The organism is Candidatus Uabimicrobium helgolandensis (genome assembly GCF_041508025.1).
GTDB lineage: Bacteria > Planctomycetota > Uabimicrobiia > Uabimicrobiales > Uabimicrobiaceae > Uabimicrobium > Uabimicrobium helgolandensis.
The window spans coordinates 7,918,177-7,940,760 of the sequence record NZ_CP165719.1 but is presented as its reverse complement, the minus strand read 5'-3'; the positions used below and the strand labels follow the sequence as shown (position 1 = coordinate 7,940,760).

The 22,584-nt window shown below is 32.6% G+C and carries 14 protein-coding genes; 2 read left to right on the top strand and 12 right to left on the bottom strand.

Annotated features, from left to right (window positions below; genetic code table 11):
- Positions 1 to 56 precede the first annotated feature (56 nt).
- Positions 57 to 1,568, top strand: coding sequence for an amidohydrolase family protein (locus UABHE_RS29265; protein WP_372366903.1), 1,512 nt, complete (start codon positions 57 to 59; stop codon positions 1,566 to 1,568).
- Positions 1,569 to 1,613: 45 nt separating this feature from the next.
- Here the strand turns inward: UABHE_RS29265 and UABHE_RS29260 are convergent, their stop codons facing one another.
- The 4 genes from UABHE_RS29260 to UABHE_RS29245 all read right to left on the bottom strand — a co-directional run bounded on the left by UABHE_RS29260 (position 1,614) and on the right by UABHE_RS29245 (position 6,312).
- On the bottom strand, positions 1,614 to 3,395 hold the full coding sequence (locus UABHE_RS29260) for a hypothetical protein (RefSeq protein WP_372366902.1): 1,782 nt from the start codon (positions 3,393 to 3,395) through the stop codon (positions 1,614 to 1,616).
- Positions 3,396 to 3,841: 446 nt separating this feature from the next.
- Positions 3,842 to 4,711, bottom strand: coding sequence for a hypothetical protein (locus UABHE_RS29255; protein WP_372366901.1), 870 nt, complete (start codon positions 4,709 to 4,711; stop codon positions 3,842 to 3,844).
- A 98-nt stretch (positions 4,712 to 4,809) separates the two neighbouring features.
- Positions 4,810 to 5,283, bottom strand: a complete 474-nt coding sequence (locus UABHE_RS29250; protein ID WP_372366900.1) for a hypothetical protein — start codon at positions 5,281 to 5,283, stop codon at positions 4,810 to 4,812.
- A gap of 162 nt (positions 5,284 to 5,445) precedes the next feature.
- Positions 5,446 to 6,312 carry a hypothetical protein gene (locus UABHE_RS29245; RefSeq protein WP_372366899.1) on the bottom strand — a complete coding sequence of 289 codons (867 nt, stop codon included), beginning with the start codon at positions 6,310 to 6,312 and terminating at the stop codon, positions 5,446 to 5,448.
- A gap of 390 nt (positions 6,313 to 6,702) precedes the next feature.
- Between UABHE_RS29245 and UABHE_RS29240 the strand changes: the two genes are divergently transcribed.
- A complete protein-coding gene (locus tag UABHE_RS29240) occupies positions 6,703 to 7,974 on the top strand; it encodes a hypothetical protein (protein ID WP_372366898.1) in 1,272 nt (423 codons plus the stop codon).
- 131 nt (positions 7,975 to 8,105) lie between these two features.
- Here UABHE_RS29240 and UABHE_RS29235 read toward each other — a convergent pair whose 3' ends face one another.
- The 8 genes from UABHE_RS29235 to UABHE_RS29200 all read right to left on the bottom strand — a co-directional run bounded on the left by UABHE_RS29235 (position 8,106) and on the right by UABHE_RS29200 (position 22,577).
- Complete coding sequence (locus tag UABHE_RS29235) at positions 8,106 to 9,308, bottom strand: ankyrin repeat domain-containing protein (protein ID WP_372366897.1); 1,203 nt, start codon at positions 9,306 to 9,308, stop codon at positions 8,106 to 8,108.
- 380 nt (positions 9,309 to 9,688) lie between these two features.
- Positions 9,689 to 10,360: a glutathione S-transferase gene (locus tag UABHE_RS29230; RefSeq protein WP_372366896.1), complete on the bottom strand. Its 672-nt coding sequence runs from the start codon at positions 10,358 to 10,360 to the stop codon at positions 9,689 to 9,691.
- A gap of 23 nt (positions 10,361 to 10,383) precedes the next feature.
- Positions 10,384 to 11,643, bottom strand: coding sequence for a PhoPQ-activated protein PqaA family protein (locus UABHE_RS29225; protein ID WP_372366895.1), 1,260 nt, complete (start codon positions 11,641 to 11,643; stop codon positions 10,384 to 10,386).
- Positions 11,622 to 12,629: a hypothetical protein gene (locus UABHE_RS29220; protein ID WP_372366894.1), complete on the bottom strand. Its 1,008-nt coding sequence runs from the start codon at positions 12,627 to 12,629 to the stop codon at positions 11,622 to 11,624. Before UABHE_RS29220 ends, UABHE_RS29225 begins: the two co-directional genes overlap by 22 nt.
- Positions 12,630 to 12,638: 9 nt before the next feature.
- Positions 12,639 to 13,562 carry an NAD-dependent epimerase/dehydratase family protein gene (locus UABHE_RS29215; protein WP_372366893.1) on the bottom strand — a complete coding sequence of 308 codons (924 nt, stop codon included), beginning with the start codon at positions 13,560 to 13,562 and terminating at the stop codon, positions 12,639 to 12,641.
- A gap of 11 nt (positions 13,563 to 13,573) precedes the next feature.
- A complete protein-coding gene (locus UABHE_RS29210; protein WP_372366892.1) occupies positions 13,574 to 17,656 on the bottom strand; it encodes a hypothetical protein in 4,083 nt (1,360 codons plus the stop codon).
- An 87-nt stretch (positions 17,657 to 17,743) separates the two neighbouring features.
- Entirely contained in the window at positions 17,744 to 18,832 is a 1,089-nt protein-coding gene (locus UABHE_RS29205) for a thioredoxin family protein (RefSeq protein ID WP_372366890.1), read from the bottom strand.
- Positions 18,833 to 18,974: 142 nt separating this feature from the next.
- Entirely contained in the window at positions 18,975 to 22,577 is a 3,603-nt protein-coding gene (locus UABHE_RS29200; RefSeq protein WP_372366889.1) for a serine/threonine protein kinase, read from the bottom strand.
- Positions 22,578 to 22,584: the final 7 nt, after the last annotated feature.

The window sequence follows — 22,584 nt, the reverse complement described above, 5'->3', positions numbered from 1 at the left end:
ATTCAACAATATTTCAAGGAAGTACAACAAATAGAATTTCATTTAGCAGAAATACAATGCCAAAAAACCAGACAAGTGATTGTAGTTGCCAAAAAAATATAGAAAAAATATACTTATCCCCACAAAAACAAATTTGGACAGGTCAAAAAAACAATAAGGCGCGAGTAGAAAGCCTGGTAATTGATAACCAAGGTAAAATTTGTTTTTGTGGAAATATCGAAGAGTGTCGCGTGCGATTTCCGCGAGCTTTTTTAGAAAAAGCACATACTATTGAAGGAAGCATTGTTGCTGGCGGCGTAGATTCTCATAATCATTTCTGGTATGCTTTGCTACAAAAAATTCCTTCTGTCGCACATATAAAAAATGCGAAACAATTACAAATTTTCATAAAAGAACAAACTGATTTATGTACAAATGAAATTCTTTTTCTTCGCGATGCAGATAGTACACATTTGTTCTCGTCTTCTCTACTAAATACAATTTCAAAACCGCTGGTTATTTTTCATCGTTCTTACCACAAAGCTTACATAAATTTAGCAGCGTCTAAATTACCACAATTAACAAAAATTCCATCGTGTGACTTTATCAACCACTGGCAAATTAAAAATAGTGTAATTCATTTGTTACGTAGTGAAATGTTTACTTGTGAATACATATTAAATGCATTTAGTAGTTTCGCTTTTTCTCTTTTACAGCAGGGAATTGTATGCGTCCATGATCTCTTCGTTTATGATGTTAATTTTGTAAACGCCTTGCAAAAAGTTCCCATAAAGAACTATCTTTATGCTCCACGCTACGCTTTACAAAACAACAAACATATGATTTCGCATTTTGTAGGCGTTAAATCGTTTATGGATGGTGCCATTGGCACACAAACAGCCAAATTTTATAAAAATTACAATAGCTCCACAAGTAGTGGTATCTTTTACATAACAGAAAAAGAACTACTGGCGGACATTGATTTTGCCGTAGAACATAACTTACAAACCGCTTGTCATGGTATAGGGACACAGGGAATTGCTACAATTATCGACACCTATGAAAAGCGAAAAAATCATATCATAAAACCACGTATTGAGCACTTCCAATGTCCACAATTACAAGATATTAATCGCTTACAAAATTTAAATATTGCAGTATGTCCACAACCGAATTTCTCGCAAGATTCCTATGATTACGAACAGCCCTTAGGGAAACGCGCAAAAACCATAAACCCTTTTCGCAAGCTTATTAATAACAACGTAAAATTTGCTACCGGATCAGACGGAATGCCTAGCGGTTTAAGGGAATGTTTATTATGGTCGATTATGCCGCGGCATGAAGAACAACAAATGACTTTGGAAGAAGCTGTTCACTATTCAACAATTGCATCCGCTGATCTTATTAGTACGCAAGTTGGCATAGTAAAAGGAAACGACGCCAATTTTGTGTACTTTGCTAAACCTTTAGACGAATTATATTCTTACTCTTCGCCAAGGATTACATCGAACTGGCAACTTTTACGCGAAGAGCTCGATGAATTATTTCCTATTACAGCAGTATATTTATGTGGACAAAATGTTGGGTAACTTGATGTTACTGATAAAATAATTTTTTCTTTTAAGAAATAATTATTACTCTAGTTCAAATGTCCCATCTTTTTTACAAATATCAACTAGTTTAGATCCTATATAAAATCCGAATTGTCGATACGCGTCTAACCTTTCCCAGTTATATTTCTGTTTACTGGTAGGATCATAAGGAAAACTATTTTTATCGTCTTTCTTTTCCATATAACTCTTTACAAATGAAGGTAACTGCTTATCCCACAATAAAGAATTGTTGAGTTTACAGTAGTAAATATCCGCTTTGTAGTCGCTGCTTTTAGAAATTATTTTTCCTTTATGTATATACTTCTGCGAACCGAAACGAGGTGTGCGATCATCAAATATCCACTCCATACCTTCTTTTTCCAATGCTTCCATTGACTGGTCTATATTTGCACATTTAAACTCAGGATCAGCTTCAACATCTATTACGATAATTTTTCTAACACGCCGTTTTACCAAAGCTGTAATTCCAAGATTATCGTAGTGCCCACCATCTGATAATAACAAGTGATTGGAGTTAATTGTTGGCGCCACGCGATCTATTGTTTGTCCGCGTAGTAAATCGTCATAAAGCGTGTGATACCATTCGCCATAAGTCTGTGCAAAATTATAACTTTCATAGCGCAAGTTTATATTAAGAGGTGTAGCCAAAAAGTCAAGAGAGGAAGCCCAACTTCCAAAAACTCTAGTGTCAACTGCTGCGCCTGAAATTGCAACAGCATAAGAAAGAGGAAAAACAATATTTTTACACCTAAAAAGCTTAGAGCCAACATGAACTTTTTTAGAAACAACATGAACTTTTTTAGGAAAGCTTTTGCTAAATTCAACGCTAAAAACAGGTTTATCAAAACCTTTTGTAGCAACATAACCAACTCCTGGAGCTCCGCAGTAATCGCGAGTAAACTCAAAAGGCGATTTAGAATAATATTTATTATTTTGATAGTGAGGAAAAGCATTATTATTGCAGCCAGCATTTCCTAAAGTAGCATTGACAATTAAATATGGCGCTACGCAGTTTGGTGGATTAATTCTCTCTAAAAGAATACCATTTTCCTTTTCTGCTGTACTAGAACCAATACTTTTTGATAAATATGTGTCTTTAATTCGATCTTTATAAAAATAGAATGGATCGTGAGTTAACCAGAATAAATCATTAAAAAGTACTTTCGAAAAAAAGTTTGGAAAAAGCCCTCCTACATATGAAAACACGACATCTAGAGTTCCACTTCCTGAACGATCGATAATAAATCCTGACTTATTTCGTAAAGCAATAATAGGATCTGGATCTTTTCGATAAGACTGAGCAGTTGATGGATTCGCAATATTTCGATAAGAGGGTTTTGTTAAAAGATCTGCAGGATCATTAGAACTATAAAGAACGCCACCAGGTAAATTTCGATCATGTTTCTTCGAATTATGTTGAGAAAGTCTACTCACATACCACGCTCCAATATAACTTCCTCCAGATACAGTGCTCAAATAATCTATTTCATATAAATTTTTACTAAATTCTAAAACTTGAAGAATACCTAAATTAAAAGATGCACTTCGAATCCCACCTCCTGAAAAAGCTAATCCAATAGCAGGCTTTTCTTCTAAAGTTTTTAAATCTAATGATTTCAGCGTTTTTACCATTTCTCGGCGTCCGTCAATATATTCTTTTTCATGTAAGTAGTGTTTTTTGTTATATGTTCGTCTATCAACTATTTCATATGAAGTAGTTTTGCCAAGTCCACTAATCATTCTGCATCCACAAAAAAATATTACGGCTATGAATATAGTAAATAGCTTTATTTTATTACTCATTTATATTTCCTTATTTGAATTATTTGTTTATATTATTTGTTTATATTATTTGTTTATATTATTTGTTTATATTATTTATTTGAATTATTTGTTTATATTATTTTTTTACAAATAAGCGAACAATATAGCATATTTAATAATTACAAGCAAATGTTCCGTGGTGAATATTTTGTTAAATGATTTGGAAACAAAATAACCTTTTCAATTGCAATTTTTATAGATTTAAGATTAAGGTGGAAGTGTAAATTGAGCGAAGATAGGAGAAGAGTAATATTGACATTATGAAAATTCTTTGTATGTCAGACTTTATCAAAAGATACCTGGCAATGAGGCGAATATAGAGTGATTTCAAGACTTTTAATCAAACAACGAAATTTGTTACAATTCGCAAAAAGCTCTGTTTCTACTAATAATGTTTAATTAACATCTCCTATAAATTAGCTATGCTAGCTTTCTTTTTCTAATAAATGAATCAATTCTTTTAATAATGTTTTCTGTTCAAAATCACTCTTTTTTAACTGTAAATAGAGATTCTGTATTTTCTTTTCCCTTGATTTTTTAGTCATCTCTAAATTTTGGCGATTTTTATTTATTAAGGATTGTTCAATTTTAAGATCTGATGTCTGTCCTAAAATCGAAAATTTGAGAATTTTATTTTTATCGTTGAGAAGATCTTCTTGAATTAAATGACTAACATCTAGAGTAAGATAACCATAATTATTTATTTTAAAATAAACTTCTTTACCAGATTCATTACTAACTAAAAGAGATCCACCAATAGGTGTATATTCTATATCTGTTCTTATTTCATTCCTTTTACCAATGTAATCTCTTTTCAAAAACTTTTTAGGAACCTCATCTAAAGATATAAAAGGAAATACACAAGCCAGTATTGCCCCAAAAATACCACCTTGTATATAATGATTTTCATCAAAGATTGTTCCAAAAGCAATACTTAAATCTCTAAAATTATTTATAACATATGGAATTCCTAAGAATTCGGCACTTACTGTGGGATGTGGTTCGTACATTTTGTGTTCTTTATAAACTTTGTAAGTTTCTTTTATATACGCTATGTGCTTTTTCTTAATATTGACAATTATTTTATTAGAGTAACCTGGTTCAGAATGATCTTTCAAGTAGGTGGTTAATTTAATCTCAGATTTTTTCTTACCTACTCTTTTACCACTAACAAATTCTAGTCTTTTGTGGATACCAACAGAGAGAGACATAGATAGAGAAGATACAGCGCAACCACTGCAAAACAAAGATAAAACTACAATAAATTGTAATAAAACAAAATTTGGCTTAATCAAGTTAAACTCCTGAATTTTCAATTTCTGAAGTTATCAATTAATATTTTTTTGGAATAAATTGAGAATTTACAAAAATGAAATTGATAAAAAAAAAAGTATTACAGGCCAAAAAGTACTTTTAAATTCCTCTTATTAATAATAATATCGTACTTTTTTTGGTTTACTTTTACGCTGGCACCAATGTAATAATTGCTATTTACAAAACTGTATATGTATCTCAACCAGATAAGTTCAACGCGAGTTTTTTTAGGTAATAATATTAAATTTTCATTGGTAGGATAGGTTTTATTTGTCTGAATGATTGTAGTGTCATTAGCAGGTTCGAATAGATACTTTGGTGAAAAGCCGCAGTAGAATTCTTTGGATGTAAGAAACATCTCTGTCTTAATTATTCTTGAGTTGATACTAGTTAATAAATGACTCCCTTGTCGAATGCCTATCGTTTTTTCCATATTTAAATTTTCGGTATAAGCGCATCCAAAGCACGTGACAATCGGCAAAAGAATAACAAAAAATAATTTTTTTTTGAGCATATTGTGGCTATTTGAAATTGATTTTTTATAGCACTTCATTGTGTTTCCTAGCATATTGTTTGTTCGACATCGAGAATGTGGTTAAAATAATAGACTATTCTATAAATCTTTTACTCATTAAAACTTGTCGTTCTTTTGTTACGCTGATAAACAAAAAAATTGTATTGTCGCATTATTTAAATGAGTGTATAAAATTCCTTCCTAGGAAGAATCAGTATTCTTTTTTTCTAATAAATAAATCAATTCTCTTAATAAGATTTGATGCTTATAACTGTTCATTTGTAAAAATAGATAAAGGTCATTAATTTTCTTGTCTCTTGATTTTCGCGATTTAGAGTTTTCTAGAATATCATGATTTCTATTTATCAAGGCGAGAGGAACTTTGAGATTTGATGTTTTACCTAAAGTAGAAAATGTCAGTACTTCACTTTGATTGCTTAACAAACCCTGCTTAATTAATTCAGTAATACTAAGAGTAAGATAACCATTGTTTGCCTTGAAAGAAATTTCTTTGCCAGATTCATTATTAACTAAAATAGATTCGCTAATATTTGTGTATATAATCTTTTGATCTATTTCACTTTTTTTACCAACATAATCTTTTTTTAAGAACTCTCCGGGTCTTCCTTCTAAGGATACAAAAGGCATTATACAGGCGAATATCGCTCCGAAAATACCACCTTGTATATAGTGATTATCATCAGAGATTGTTCTGACAGCAACACTTAAATCTATGAAATTATTTATGATATATGGAATTCCCAAAAATTCGCTCTCTGCAAAGCACTCTATATATTTTTTATGTTCCTTATAAATGTTGTAGGTTTTTTTGATCTTAACCTTGTGCTTTTCTCTAATTCTGATAATGATTTTATCAGAGTAATCCGATTCAAAATAATTTTTTAGATCAGTATTTAATTGAATTGAAGTTTTTTTCTTTCCAATTTCTTGGTTGCTAATAATTTCTAATTTTTCACTAATTCCGACGGATAGAGATACCGCACAGTTACTACAAAACAAAGGTAGAATTATTAGAAGGTGTAATAATTCAAAATTTAACTTAGTCAAAGATAGCTCCTAAATTCAAGTTTCGAACATAAGTTAAGTTGATACAAAAATAGACACTGTTTAACGTTATCCTATTTCATTTATTAGCAATACATTTTTGAGGAATGCCAAACAAATGAATGAACATTTATTTATTTAACTAGGATAGTTCATTATTGTCAATTATTAAATGAATATTTATTCATTTAATAAGGAATTATATTCCGTTTAATTTAGGCCCTAAACTAAACGAAAGAAAAAACTCATAACTAGAAATTGTCAGTAAATCTCTTTTATATGCTTGTATGCTTTCTAAAATGATTGTTAAATAAAATACGAGCCAAGATTTACTAAACCATAAAAAATTGGACCATTAAAAAACTAAGTGATCTGACAAAATGAGGGAAAACTATGATCGAAATATCTATTATTACTGCTGCTTTGGCTATCGGACTAACCATATCTTTTTATTTCAATTCGATAAAAAACACGTGGATACTAGTTCCGGTTGATATCATCAATCCAATGCCTAAGGAAAATGAGTTGGCGCATTTTCGTTTTACACAACTTTCAATGGTTAAGGACTATACCACATACCGTCCTAAACTTCTTATGGCCTTGATTCTTTTTGTTCTCGCAGCTTTTCTCATACAAATTTTCATCCACGGACATTGGCAAAGATTTATTGAAACAACATGTATTGTTATTGTTGTTGCTTTGTTTATTACGCAAAGTAACACTTTTGTGGCAATGTTGATTTGGTTTAGTGGCTGTTTGTGGTTGGGCGGATGGTTTGGATGGAGTTATTTTACGATAGGACTATTACTTGGTTTTGTTCCTGCTGCTGGTTCTAGTTTGATTTTATTTCGCAACTATGCAGGTATGGTCAAGACAAATGAGTTAGAGCTAGAGCACAATCGAACCAAAGAAGGAAGTCAAATTTCAAAACTAGGTAAAATTTATCGTTATGGTTACCGTGTGTTTCTTGCGGGAATGCCGATTATGGTTGGATATGAAGTTTATCAATTATGGTTACCTTCAACCTCGCCATCAACAAGTAGCTATGCTTTTACTATATTTTCTTTGGGAATTGGCTTAAACATCGCTCTTTTTACCATTCCAATGTTTCGCGAGATGTTAGAAAAAGCTAGTTTAAATGAAGCGGCTGGTTTTAGTGAGTACGTCGAGGCATTTTATCGCAGTGAGAATAAAGAAAGAAAAGCAATAGAAAAAATAGATGTTTCTCCTGTCGCCAAAAAATTGACATCTCAAAAAAGAATTAACGAGCACTTTGACTCCAACGGGAAGTGGCTATCATTCCAACAAGCGCAAACCTTTACGATTTACGTTGTTACCCTTTATTTGTTGGCAAAAACATTTTTGCAGATGCTTGGAAAATCTGTAGAAATGAACTTAGTCAGTGATTTCAAAATATTTTCGTATATATCTCTCAACGAGAGTGTCCTTTTATTAAGTGGATTTTGCTGGATCACTAGTGCGATATTCTTATTTGGTTTACTTGGATATTGGGCTAATCGTTTAAATAAAAATGAGGAAGAAATAGCAAATACTAACACCGAGATTCTATGGAAAATAAGCGATAATTCGCAAATGGAGTTATACTGTTATCCTAAAAAATCAATGCCAGCACTGGAAATTATAGAAAAAGAAACCACTTCATAATTACACATGTGTTTATAGCGAAATATTAGCGAGTGATAATGGCAAAGTAAAGCTTGCTCGCATTTCGCTGTTATTAAAGTTAGAAAACAAAGGTCTCGCAAAAATAGACAATATTTTAAATAATGATAGTCCTAGGCTTTTACTGCTAGATTCTGTAAATATTCTACTATTTTTTGTCTCTTTTTGCCTTTCGCAAAATCGAGAGGTTCTTGACCATTAATGTTGCAGTAGCGACGGTTAGCTCCTTGCTCTACTAAATATTTAACAATACTTAAATTTCCTTGGCATACAGCATATATCAGTGGTGTATATGAGTCTTTTGTTACTTGATTGATATCTGCACCGGCTTGTACAAGAGTTTTTACCATTTTCAGAGAACTGTATTCGCAAGCTGTCATCAACGGGGTTTTTCCTATTTCATTGACTTTATCAAATGGGTAACCACATTCAATGAAATAATGGACAACATCGACATGGTTGTTATATACCGCAAAATGAAAAGCGTTTCGGCCATCAGATATCGGAATTTGCATGTTGGCACCATGCTCAACTAAGTATTTTACGATTTCGAGTTCACCGGCAGAGGCAGCTTCTCCAATAGCTGTTGCACCGTATTGGTCTGTATGGTCTAATAGAGCACCTTTGCTACATATTATTTTTACTAATCTAAGATTTCGCATAATGCATGACCAGTACAAAGCGCTTTGTCCTCCTCTCGTGTTGTTTACATCACAACCGTTTTCTAATAGATATTCTGCTATATCAAAGTGACCATCCATTAACGCTAGAATGAGCGGTGGGGTTTTGAATCCATGGTTATCAGGTAAACTACTGTTAATATTTGCTCCCTTTTCTAATGCATGAATACATTCCTTCATGTTACCGTTAACAGCAGCTTGCGAAAGTTGCATATCTGGACTTCCTTGATATATAGGTGGTGTGTGTTTTTTTTGGGGCGCCTTTTGTAGTTTCAGGTCGAATCGCGCTAAACACTCATCAATATCTTCATCTAAGAACTTAGGATTGGAATAGTAACGATTGAATTGTTGGTATTTTTTATCAATAAAGCCAATGGCTATAGATTTGTTTGCGACATAATCACATAAATAATCATTAGGGGTAGATAAAAAATCTAACATAACTTTTTTACCATTTTCGTTTAATTCTTCGCGATCAACCAGACAAAAAATAATATTTTCTTTGCTATGCCAGTCTTCTAATTCCCAGTACATATCGAGAAGAGTTGGAATGTCGCTGTCTTGTATGTTTGAACGTTGGAATTCAATTTCTTGTGGATCTTTGATCAATCGTTTAAAATATTCTTTTCTACTCATTGTAACTCCTGCGTAAGAATTTAGTAACAAGAGGCTTTGATAGTTTCTAGTGAAACTCGTTGTCACTTAGACCTAGATTATCGTTTTATGCCTTACAGTGGTTTTGCAATGTTTGGCATCGCTAAATGATGGTATTGAGCATAGGCACGAACAGAGAGCCATATAGTTCGCAAACTTTTTCTTTTTCCAAAACTCTGAACAGAATTTAGAACGCGTCGACATTTAAAAGAATAACAAAATAATTGAGCTTAGTTAGCGAACACGTATGAACTTTCGATTCCGAGCCTGATCCCGACTTCTTATCACTTTGCTCACGTAACACTAGAAATTTTACAAGTGTTACCTTACAATGTTTATAAATTTAATATCGACGCACCTAATTATTTCTCCGGAATAAACCCACCACCTTTTTCTATCGCTTTTTTGTAGGAAGGTCGTTGCTTAATACGTTCGGCGTATTCACAAATTTTTGGGTATCTCTCTTTACTTAAGAAATTTTGTGCTAAAGCCGCCTCTACGGGACCACTCATTTGTACATCGGCAGCTGTAAATTCCTTTCCAGTAAACCAAGTAGAAGCAGTCAGTTCTGTCTCCATCATTTCAAGCATGCTATTTAAACTAGGAGACAAATAAGCCTTTGTCACTTTTCCAGTAATTGCTTTAGCGATAGGTCTAATAAAAAAAGGCGACTGAGTATTAATGCGACTGAAGATAAAATTCATTACAAGTAGTGGCATAATGCTTCCTTCAGCTGTATGCATCCAATAATTATATTTCAGGTATTCAGGTGTCCCCGTTTTTGGCACTAAATTTTTTTCATTATATTTAGAAACTAAATATTCAGTAATTGCTCCTGTTTCAGCAAGAATATTTTCGCCATCTACTACTGTTGGCGATTTCCCTAGTGGATGTATTTTTTTTAATTGGGGTGGCGCTAAATTGGTTTTCTTATCTCTTTTGTAGTGAACAATTTCATATTGTTGTTCTAGCTCTTCTAGTAACCATAATATTTTTTGCGAACGAGAATGTTCTAAATGATGCACTGTGATCATTGTTATATCCTAGAATAAATCTTTTAGGGAGAAATAAATACTGTTGAAGTGAAGCTTACTTCGCCCTGCGCATATTTAAAAATGGCTTCTACAAAAATGGCGCGGTGTGCTCCTTCGCGAATAGCAACAGTAGCTGACTTGATAAAACTTGGAAGTTCAAAACTCTTCCACGATGCTTCTCTAAAGTCAAGTGTTAGTGAATCGGTGTGCCAAATATTTACTTTTTTTAGATTTCCTTTTGTTTTCAGATGAATTTTAACGTTTTGTTTCTTGTTCTCAAAATTCCAAGAAAATTCAGGTAATTTTTGTCCGTTATTATTATGTAATAACACAGTCGTTAAAATATTAGCTATCTTAGAGGTCGATTTTATGCGATGGCGATTGTTAGGTACATAACACACATAGGTTTTTCCAGGAAGATCCTGATAATATAAATTGAGAGCATTTAGTGGAGTAAATCTGTCATTTGTTGCTAAAATAATAAATTTAGGTATGGTAATGCGCTTTTTATAGGTATATGGATCTACAGCTTTTGTAATGATTTTTCCAGCATCTGTTTTTAGATTATCAAAAACGTTTCTTTCTTTATATTCCTTAACAAACTCTCCATATTCACCCCACATTTTGTTGTAGTTTGGTACTTGTAAGGGGAGGTTTATTAGGTCAAAAACGATAGGTACAATCGCTTTAACACGAGAATCTAAAGCTGTTAGCCATGTCGTCCAGCCTCTTTTGGAAGCTCCTGTTACAATAAAACTATCTATATTTATCGATAGCTTTTGAGAAAATTCTTCTGCTACGTTCATTGCTTGGATAGCGCTTTTTACCATTGGCAATAAAATAAGAGAGTCAAGGCTTTGTTTTTTTATCGTTTGTTCTATGGAGTAAGACAGTAGATTGTCTTCCCATAAGCCATTAAACATTGGTTGATTGGGAACGGCCATCAGAATAAATATAGCGCTGCCACTTTTCTCTGCGATTTTTTTTGCATAATTGATTTCCGTTTTACCATCTCCACTACCTGCAATCCAGAGTAAAGCAGTTGTTTTTTTAGTATTGTTTTGTGGTAAAACAACATGAAGATTGTGGTACCATTTTTTTTTCTGCCAAACCTGTGAGGTAAAAGCAAGTTTATAAACATTGTCTTTTTTTTCTAGTTCTTCCCAAGAGAAATTATTGTTTTTTTCAAAAATATATTTTTCTAAGTCAGCGTTCAAGAAACTAAAAAGCAACAACAAAATATAAAACGATTTCATATAATCTACTCGATAAAATAATCCCATTGTTTTTTCCCTGCTTTGACGAAAATGCCTCTGGTTTTTGCGTCAAAGAACAAACGAGGTATAATAGCTTGGTTCATAGGTTGAGAGTAGAGCTCTGCTTGATTTTGAATGCCCCATTTTTGCCTATTTTTACTATATTTACATATCCATAAAAGATATTTAACCTCTTTTTTATCTTTTTTCATAATAAGAACTCTTGTATCAGATAAGTGCCCAATGTAAAACATAACTTGGTAACGAACCTCAAAGTTACCGTGCCCTTCTACCCACTTAGCTAAATTTCTTCCATATTGATATTCATCAACAGCACTATCTAATATTTTTTGTCGTTTAGGTTTTGTCATAGAAAAGATGAGACCTTTGCGACTCACTAATATAAAATCATATTTTCCTGGTAAAATGTTATAGAACGCAAAGCCCGACTTAGTAAGACCTCCACGAAAAAAAACTCCTAATCGGTAATGCATGGCAAAAATATTGAGCATCTCTTTACGTAACTCTGGAGATAACTTTCCAACAACGCTTGGAAACTGTTTTTTGGAAATATTCATATTTTTATCATCAATTACTAAATTCGTAGCATAATAGTTTTGGCGTTTTTGTTTGCGTATTTGTTTTGTGGGAAAAACAAAGGAACGTTTTTTGTTTTTCTTTTCTAAACTTAAACGCCAGCGTAAGCGCCCCCAAAATCTCTTTCCTTCTCGGGTGGTAATCATTAGGATATATCTTTTGACAATGATTTCTTTTTTAGTACTCCATTCTAAGTTTTGAGCTAAACTTTCGTGTAAAAGCTTTACATTATATATTTGTTTCAGACGAATTTTGATTCTCTTACCGCTGAAGATATCTTTAAAATGCAAAAGACGTGCATCAAGAGTACCTCGAAATTTTTCACCATTGTCAAGGGTTACTGTTGCTTCAATACAATAAAGAGGCAAACAAAAAATCCACAAGTAAATAAAAGTAATTTGCTTTATTTTTCGCATACTAACACCTTAAGAGGTGGATATTTGAGTAATCATATCTTTGACCATAGCAGATAGATCAAACTGCGGTTCCCAATTCCAGTCAGTGCGCGCGCACAAATCCTCAATGCTATTTGGCCATGAATCAGCATATACCTGGCGCTCGTCAGGAGAGTAATTACATGTAAATTCAGGGACATGCTTTTGGATTTCACTTGCTAATTCTTCGACAGAAAAACTCATGGCAGAAATATTATACGCTCCTTGCACTTTTAACATCTTGCGTTCTCCAGACATGATGTCAATAGTTGCGCGAATTGCATCTGGCATATACATCATTGGCAAACGAGTATCTTTACGAACAAAAGCAGTGTATGTTTTTGATTTTAGCGCTTCGTGAAAAATTTCTACGGCGTAATCCGTTGTACCACCGCCTGGCATTGCTTTATAACTGACAAGTCCTGGATAGCGAAGGCTTCTAACATCCAGATCATATTTTTCATAATAGTACTGGCTTAAGAGCTCACCTGACACTTTATTAATGCCATATAAAGTTGTGGGATGCAATGAAACATTTTGAGAACAGTTTTCTTTTGGGACATCAGGTCCAAAAACAGCAATAGAACTAGGAAAAAACACTTTTTTAATGCCACATTTTCTCGACGCTTCAAACACATTCCATAAGCCATTCATGTTTACTCGCCATGCTAGCTCTGGTCTTTTTTCTCCTGTTGCAGACAATACTGCTGCCATATGATAAATAGTATCGATTCTATTATCTTCAATAACACGCATAATACGCTTCTCGTCTGTGACATCTAAAATAGTGTCAACAGTACTTGATTGTTTGATATCTGATGAAATAACTTTGTCTTTTCCATATTGATCACAAAGTGCATGGTACAACTCCGTTCCGATTTGTCCACCTGCACCTGTAATTAGTACTTTTGTCATCTTTCGTTTACTCACTTATCTTTTGAACCACTAATAATTTTTTGAAACTCTTTCCAATGTAGAAAAGAAACACTTGGATTTTGCACTGTACCAGTTAGCGACAGGCCCATTACGCCATCCTTAATATAATCGATCATATCTGTGACTATAGGAATTCTCGGTATTATTTTGGGGGCTAAATTTGTACGTAATCGTATATTACAACGATCGTTTTTTATACTACCATTTCCAGAGATAGATAGTAAAGAAGAACTAAGTTGCAAAGACAAAATTTGTATTGCCTTGGGCGAGAAAGAAAATTTCATACTTCCCTCTCTAAAACTAGGTTTTGAGGGTAAAGCAAATAAATCGAATATCGCTAGAAAAATAGGGAATTCCCATAAATTACCGTTTTTAACATCAATCTTGCCACTGCCTGTAAGTTCTTCTGAATTGTAATTAGTTCCTTCAAATTTAAAGAAACCAGATAAAAGTCCAGAAACATCTACTTTTTTTTCTTTTTTTATGTCGCTAACTAATGGAGCTAAACGAACTTTATCAATTGCGAAAGATCCCTTGTATCCTCCATAACTGCTCGTGTCCATTAATAATTCGCCATGTATATTCCCATCATACATTTTTGCTTTTGGCTTTAATGAAAGATATTGATTAAAAAACTTAATATCACCATTTAAGTCTTTTAAATGGATAGAGTCTAACTGCAAATCTCCATTCTTATATTTTCCTTCCATGGTGTTTTTACCTTCAAAAGTAAAACCTGAGCAAGAAAAGTCGCCAGATAATTTACGTAAGAAAGATGAAGAGTCCATAACACTTTGAAGAAGAATATTATCTGCCTGGTAACGAAGGTACGGTTGCTTATTTTCTTCTTTGTAAAAAATGTTAAAATCGATATTTTTTATAACTCCCTTTGGTTTGAAGCTATCTAAGAATTCTTTGATATAAGGTTTTAAAGCACGATATAGTAATTTATCTATTTGTAAATTCTCAGCATGGCATTTTATATCTACTATTGTTTTATTGTCTTTTAAAATATCAACAACACCATTAATATTAATGTCTCCATGTGGTGTTTTTGATACCAAATTATTTATTTTTATAGTGTTAGTGTCGACTTCAATGGGAGCATTGGATTTTGAATGTAAATCTTTCAAATGATATGGAAAATCTCTATAGATAAAGTCTAAATTTTTAGGAAAAACAATTAAGTGAAATGGAGTTTCACCAGGGCGGATGATCAGTTGAAAATCTACAATGCCCTTCATTGCAAAATCAGACAAAGCGCTTTTCACTTCTTCAGGATAACATTGGTATAAATCTTTATCTACAATTAAATGGTTACCACTCATTGATAGTTGATAATCATTTTGTTTAACATATCCTTGTAATCTTGTTGTCATTTCTTTACGGCGTAAATAACAATTGTCTATTTTGATACCACCAGAGTTAATGAGAATAGAGCCGTAAACATCATCAAAATGATAGGGGAACTTTTGATAATGCCCCGACATATGATCAAGAACAACTTTTGCTTCCCAGTCTAGTTTTTCTTTTTGTCCCTCTAAACTTATATCTAAATCTATTTTTCCTTTCACTTGAAATAAATCGCGAATATTTTTACCTTGAGGTATATAGTCAAAAACCTTTTTTTCTATGGGATAATCATCGATCGATATTTTAAACTGATACATCTCATTTTCGACTATTCCATCAACGGTAACACGTGTATCATTAACACTTAATCCACGAGCATTTTTCAAATAAAATTTATTTGGGATAATTTTAATTGTGCCCATAATCTCTTCTACTGGATAACAAAAATTTTCGTGAAGAATTCTTACTTGATTAAGGTCAATATTTGCTTCCCAGTCTACTTTTTCTTGGTACGGAGATTTATGAACTTCTACAATCGCATCTATGTGCCCTTCGGGAGATAATTGTCGCCAGATTTTCTTACTTTTTTCATCGAGAGCATCTCGCAGGTCTTCATTTAGAAGAGCATTGTTGCCTAAGACTTTTAAATCTAAACCTATTTCCGTTTTACCATTGACTTTTTGAGGAACTAGTACTCCGTCTATTTTAAAAGTTCCTTCAACGTTGCGAGCTGTAAAATTTTGAATATCGACCTTTATGTTTTCTTGCTCGATATCGATAATCACGACTCCATTAACATCCTTTACAGGATAATAAAAATTTTTGTAAGCAATCGCTGCATCAAAACTTTCGATACGCACATGCACATCAGCATCTTCTGTTCCAGATCCGATTTTCTTGTCAACAGTAATGTCAATGTCAATTGTACCACCCTTGGGATCAATCTGTTCCCATACTTCACAAATAACTTCGTGCCAATCCCTGCGTTTTCCTAAAAATGATCGATAAATGCCTGGATGCACTTCACATTGACGGCATTTAATTTGAAGAGAAAAACACGGTTCTGGTTTTACTGCAAGCCATATTTTTCCCGTGATTTTTCCATCACCTTTGTGTCCTTGACTTTTACAAGTTAAATCATTTAAATAAAGTATGCCATTTTCAAAAAAGATGTGTCCGTTTATATTATCTACAGGGACAGGAGCTTCCCAAGGAACAGCGCGAACATCTTTAACGTAGACATCAATTCTTGGTATATAATGCACAGGGAAATTTAAATTCTGAGAAATGCTTTCGTTCCATTTTTTGGGAAATGTTATACGCCCACTAATATTTCCCTCTGCTTGAGAAAATTTCCAAATTTGATCTCCCAAAGGCATTGCATCCCAAACTTTGCGCGTTAAATTTATATCTTTGAATTCAATGTTTACATTGGAAAATCGTTCTTCATGCCAAAAAAATTTTCCTCTAGGATCTATATTGAATTCTCCATCGCAAAAATCCCAATTTCCTTTAAGCAGATTTATAGCCTCTTTGTTTACTTCAACTTGCAAATCAATATTTTCAACGGCAAGGGGTTGTTTATTCTCATAAATAAATGTTCCTTGGTTGATATCGCATAACAATTTCCAGTTTAATTGACTTTCTGGTAATTTGGTTAAGATAAAGCTACTCTTTAATCTAGTATCAATTTTTCCAATACTGGCAATTTTTTCAACTAAAGGATGTAAGGCTCTATGTTTATCTAGCCATTTGTTATTAACGACAATATTCTTAGTCATTAGAGATAAGTACCCGTGATCTTTTCCCCATTTTCCACCTTTCGAAATTACACTCTCTTGCATAAAATCACAATAAAAGTTTATATCGGTAAAGCCATCTTTGGAGAAAGGTGAACTCACTTTAAGATTTGTAATTGGGTAAGATTTATAAACACCTTTTCGAAAGTAAACTGACTTACAATTGATATTAACGTCAGTTTTTAGACCATTTTTTTTAGTGAAGAGAATATTTTTAGCTGTTACTTGTCCCTTGGCTTCTAATTCTTTGGGCCACGCTATTAGAACTTTATCTAAAGAAGAAAAGTCCAACTTCAAGTCATCACTTTTTATAAAAAAATCATCCTCTGTGTATTTTCCATTAAAAATTAAAGGTGTTTCGAGTAAATTACAAGTACCATTGAGTGAAAAATCATATTGGTTTTTCTGTAGGGATCCAGAAAAATCAATCCCAGAGAAGTTAATTTTTTCTTGGAGTAACAGATGATTTCTATAAGAAATTTCTCCATCCTTTATAATAATAGGAGGCAACTTGGTGTCTTTCTTCGGTGTTTGGTTTGGAGTAGGAGGATTTATAAAAAAATGTGAAAAATTATATTTTGACTTATATTTTTTTATGAATATCTGTGGTTTTATTATGGTTACATTTGCAATACTTTGTTTAATTAAACTAGAGAATTTTATTTTTAAAATACTAATGTTAAGTAACGTTTCATTGTCAGAATCGCGAATATGTACATCTTTGAGAACTAGTAATTTTTGGCTAAGATCAAATGTGATATTTTTAGGAGTGTCAAAGAATTGAGATGTTCCTGGGAAAAAATTTTTAATAGTTTGGTGAAATTTCGATTGTAGAAACTCTTGATTATTGGTAAGAGTGTAAAAGTAGTAACTAATTCCACCTAAAGTCGTAAGTAGAAAAAACAAGAAGAGATAAAGCATTTTTTTTTTGACATTAGGCTATCCTTGCTGGGGTTTAGGAATAATAGATAAAAGCCTCAAATATACAATATCTGAGACTTTTCATCATTACTTTGTAGTATCTTTGATAATACCATCAATAAAGTTTTTTACAAAATTTTCGTTTTTGCTACCTACAAAAAAAGATTTTGTCATTTTACCATTTGAAAATACTTTTACTGTAGGATAACCACCTTCTAAATATTTTTTTAACTCTGTATTTACATATGCATCAACATAGCAAATTTGTATTTTATTTTCTGAATATTGAGGGGCTACTTTGTCTAAAACGGTGCGCAAATTTTTACATGGTCCACACCAGTATGCTGAAAACTGAATCATTAAAGGTACTGTTGAGCTCTTTACAGCTAATTCAAATTCAGCGGTAGTTTTAAACTCTATTACTGTATTTACTGCAGATACTTCTAACTTTATTGCGTTATCAATAAATCTTTTAAGACCTACTTCTGATTTATCACCAACAATAAATTCTCCATTTGCTTTACCTTGAGTAAAAATTTTACTTGTAGGATAGCCACCTTCTAAGTAACTCTTTAACTCTGGGTTTTTGTAAGCATCAACATAACAAAATTTTATTTCGTTTGCGTTGTATTGTGGTGCTACAGTTTTTACTTTTTGTTTTAAGCTTTGGCAAGGATTACACCAATATGCTGAAAATTGTACAAACACAGGAGTTTTGCTAGAAGAAATCATTTCTTCAAATTCTTGGGTGCTTGCCAATTCAATCAACTTATTTTCTGGCGCTGTGCGTTGTGAAATAACATCAGTTACGAATGACTGGATGTAGTTTGCATTTTTGTTGCCAACAAAAGAAGAGCCCATTTTTCCCTTAGTAAAAGCTCTAGTTGTTGGGTAACCACCACTTATATACTTTTTAAGCTCAGAATTGACATAAGCATCTACATAGTAAAAAAGTACTTGGTCATCTTTGTATTTTGCACTAACGTCAATCATTGTCTTTTTTAACGCTTGGCAAGGATTGCACCAGTAAGCAGAAAACTGTACAATAACCGGAACTTGCGCTTCAGCAATAGCTTTTTCAAATTCATTTGCATTTGCTAGTTCTTTCAAATCAGCAGCAACAAAACTTGAAGCAATGCACAATACTGCACAAAGTAAAATAAAAAAACGAGACATATTACCTCCCTAGGTTCTATTTAAATTAAATCTATAAATACCATTGTATCCATGTAATTGGTAGACTACCTAATACAGTGGTACTTCATAATCTATAATATACTATATTTTTTATAAAATTGAAGTACAAAACGCGTCTTAATCACTTACTTAAATAATTCTCGATTTCTTGGCGAGTGTCATTAAGTTTAGTAATGCCAAACGCACTGAGTTTTTTTAGTCGTTTTGAGTAAGCGTTTTTATCCATAAAAAATTTCTGATCAAAAATTAAAATATCCCCAGCATTATTAGTAAAATATACTTTTTCCCAATTTTTACTAAAAACACTTACTTTGTTCTTAAAGAACCCTTTGTATATACGAAATTTATCGTTATTATTCTCTTTGTAAATAGAAATATCAAAGATATATATTTCTCCTACTGTAAAAACCGCGATATATTCTCCGTTAGGAGAAAAATAAAGCTTTTGAGGTATCCCTGGTGTTCGAAGGCTCATTATTTTTTTAGGTTTTTTAGGATCTTCGTATATATTGATGTCGCCATTTTTTAAAGCTATAGCGAACCTTGTTCCATAATAAGCAAGAGCTTGTGGTTGGTAACTTTCTTTATAATATGTGTTAATCTTTCCATTTGGAGGATAAATAGCAAAACCACCGTTTTTATTGTTTGTTTCTCTAAAACCCACAACAAGATGATTATCTTCTAGTTGTATCATGTCTACAAGTTCTAAGGTTTTATCTGTTCTCAAAGAACTGATCTTGCTTACTTTTTTGGTAGTAATATTATAAGTAAATAGCTCTAAACTAGATTTTGCCAAAAATATGTTTTTGTCATCTTTAGAAAAAAGAATACATTGAGTCTTTTCGTTTCCAAACTTTTTTATAATTTGTCTACTTTGCGGACCTAAAATATCAAAACTTAACTCGGTAAATTTTTCTGTCTCATATAGCTTTATACCACCTGAACGATGGATAGCGGCTAAATAATTTCCAGAATTGCTTAGTTTGAAACGTTTGGCTCCAAAAACGCTGCGAGGCTCAAAGAATTTGTTATTTTTCCACCCCAAAAAGCCAACCTTGCTTGTATAAATAACAAAATCTTTTCCCAAAAGTAAGCTTCTTCCGATTTCTCTGCTCGTTTTATACACAACTGTAAGGCGTTGAATAGTTTTTTTGGTATTGTCATTTGTTGAATACTTTTCAAAAGGGAAAAAATATTCCTCATAGTTTTTCTTTGTTAGCAAAGACACCAAGAGACCATTGGTCAAAGGTACCAATTGACTATTGTAATTTACAGTGCCGTTCGTTTGTGTGACATTCTGCGCTCTATCTATGGTGATAATTTTTTGGCCATTGATAGAGCTGACTAGGTCGACACTACTCTCCTTAAATATTCCTAAAAAATAGTGAGGAGCAAAGTCTAATTTGTAAATATTATTGTCGTTAGTTCGTGATAACTTACGATTGGTTATTTGGGCGTATTCTTTGGTAGAAAATAAGTCGTAGTACGAAATAATAACTTCTCCTGTATCTCTTAGCAAAGCTAATTGTGATTGACCTATTGCTATAAAGTTTTTTTTGTTAGAGGAAGCTGTTAAATTTGAAAATTCGTAGGGGAATGTTTTGATGGTGTTTTTTCTAATATCAAAAACAGAGAGTGTTAGTCGTGAGAGTAAGAACAATTGTTGTTCTGCTTTATTCATCGTTATTTTTGTACGGTCGTTTACAAGTTTAACCACTTTGTGTTGTAATTCTTTTTTTCTGATGTTATAAGTTGAAATTGTGCTGTTATAAACAATAACAAGGTTTTCTTTACAAAAGTCAGTAAAAAATAAACCGCGAATAGGAATTTTTTGTATGATTTTTTTATCTTTATGGCTATATATACAGACAAATTCATTGTTTTTACTTGAAGAAAAACAAATATACTGACCTTGCGAATCAAAAGAAATATTGTTGAGATAACCTTCAAACGAAATAAATTTACGTTTTTTGGCTACCTCAACAAAGTGTAAATATCCTTGGTCCTCAATAATTATCAAATTTTCATCAGGGGAAAAAATACACTTTGATTTTTTTAAATTTTTGGGAAGCCCTACCAAGGTAGATACTGATTTTTGGGAAAACCCTTCTTTTTCGTGTTTTTTCCACAGCAACCAATCTTCTTGTATTTTCTGTAGAATGTAATTACTCTTAGGAGAAACACAAATACTTAGGGGTTCTGTCTCAAAAACATGAGATTTTTTTTCAGGAAAATTAGGCAAAACTGAAAATCGTAAATGGTTATCTAAACGGCGATAGTAACGTGCGTTTTCTTTTTTGTGTTTTTTGTAATACTTAGGAAGCCATTTTTCTTCTTTACTAAGAGCGTTGTCTGCTAATTGTAATACTTCAGTTGCATCACCACTGTGATTCTTTTCTAAGTCATGTTTTGTCTTTTGTATATTGTCATATGTAATATATAAAATTCTCTCAGCCTTTATTTTCTTATGTAGATCTTTAAATTTTTCAATAACAGATAAATGAAAGAATTGTTCATCGCTCTTGGAAAGCAAGTAATCGTCGATTGTTTTTTTATTTGCTTTTATCACTTGAATATGCCCATCAAAACTCGTTACTAGGGCTTCTAATAGTTCTTTTGTTTTTCTTGTTTTTTCTTTCTGATAAAAAATAGCTAAACTTATACAACCAAAAATTATTGTTATACCAGAAAGAATTATTATGGCATTTTTAAATATATTTTTCACAAGTTTGTGAATGAAACCTGGTGGTTTTAGTCTTATAGGCTCTTTGTCAAGATAAGATTGAATTTCCTTGTACAGAAATTCAGTAGAAGAAATTCTACGTTCAGGGGTTTTTTCTAGTGCTTTCAAGCAAATAGTTTCAAGGTCGCCTTCCTTGGGAATAGAAACATTGAGCCTTGAAGGTGGTATAGGTTCGGACAAAGTTAATTGATAAAGTAGTTCTACTTGGTTTTCACCATCAAAAGGTACGCGTCCTGTTAACATTTCGTATAGTATAACTCCCAAAGCATAAATATCTGCTCGGTGATTGCCACCTTTACCTTTTGCTATTTCAGGAGCCATGTATGTTAGTGTACCAAAGATTTCGCCTGTTTTTGTCAATCCATTTTCTTGCTCTATGTTTTTAGCTAGACCAAAGTCAACGATAACTGGTTCACCATTTTTGCGCACCAGAATATTTTCTGGTTTTAAATCGCGGTGTAAGATGTTTTCTCCATGTGCATAAACCATCGCTGCACATATTTTTGCAAACAACTCTACTTTTTTCTCGATAGACAAATCCGTGATGTACTGGCTTAGAGACACACCTTCTACGTAATCCATTACAAAAAAATGATACGGCTCTTCATATATATCATATATTCTAATTATATTAGGGTGCTGAATTTGGGCAACAGCTTTTGCTTCTACTTGAAAACGTTTTATCGCTTCTTTATTGTCCTTGTTAAGGATTAGTTTAAGAGCGCATTTTCTTTGTAAATCAGAATCATAAACAAGGTATACAGCGCCCATTCCTCCGCGGCCTAATTCACGAAGAACTTCGTACTTTCCTATCATCTTTGGAGTCCATGATTCGGCGTCGATCCAGTTTGTTTTATCTTTTGACAAAGCAAAGTCTTTTCCCATACGACCGTTTTTGATATACATTTCTATTTTTTTTGTCGTATAGGGCCCGAAAATATTACCATCTAATTTACCACGAACAAACCACATATCTTCCATTTCTTAA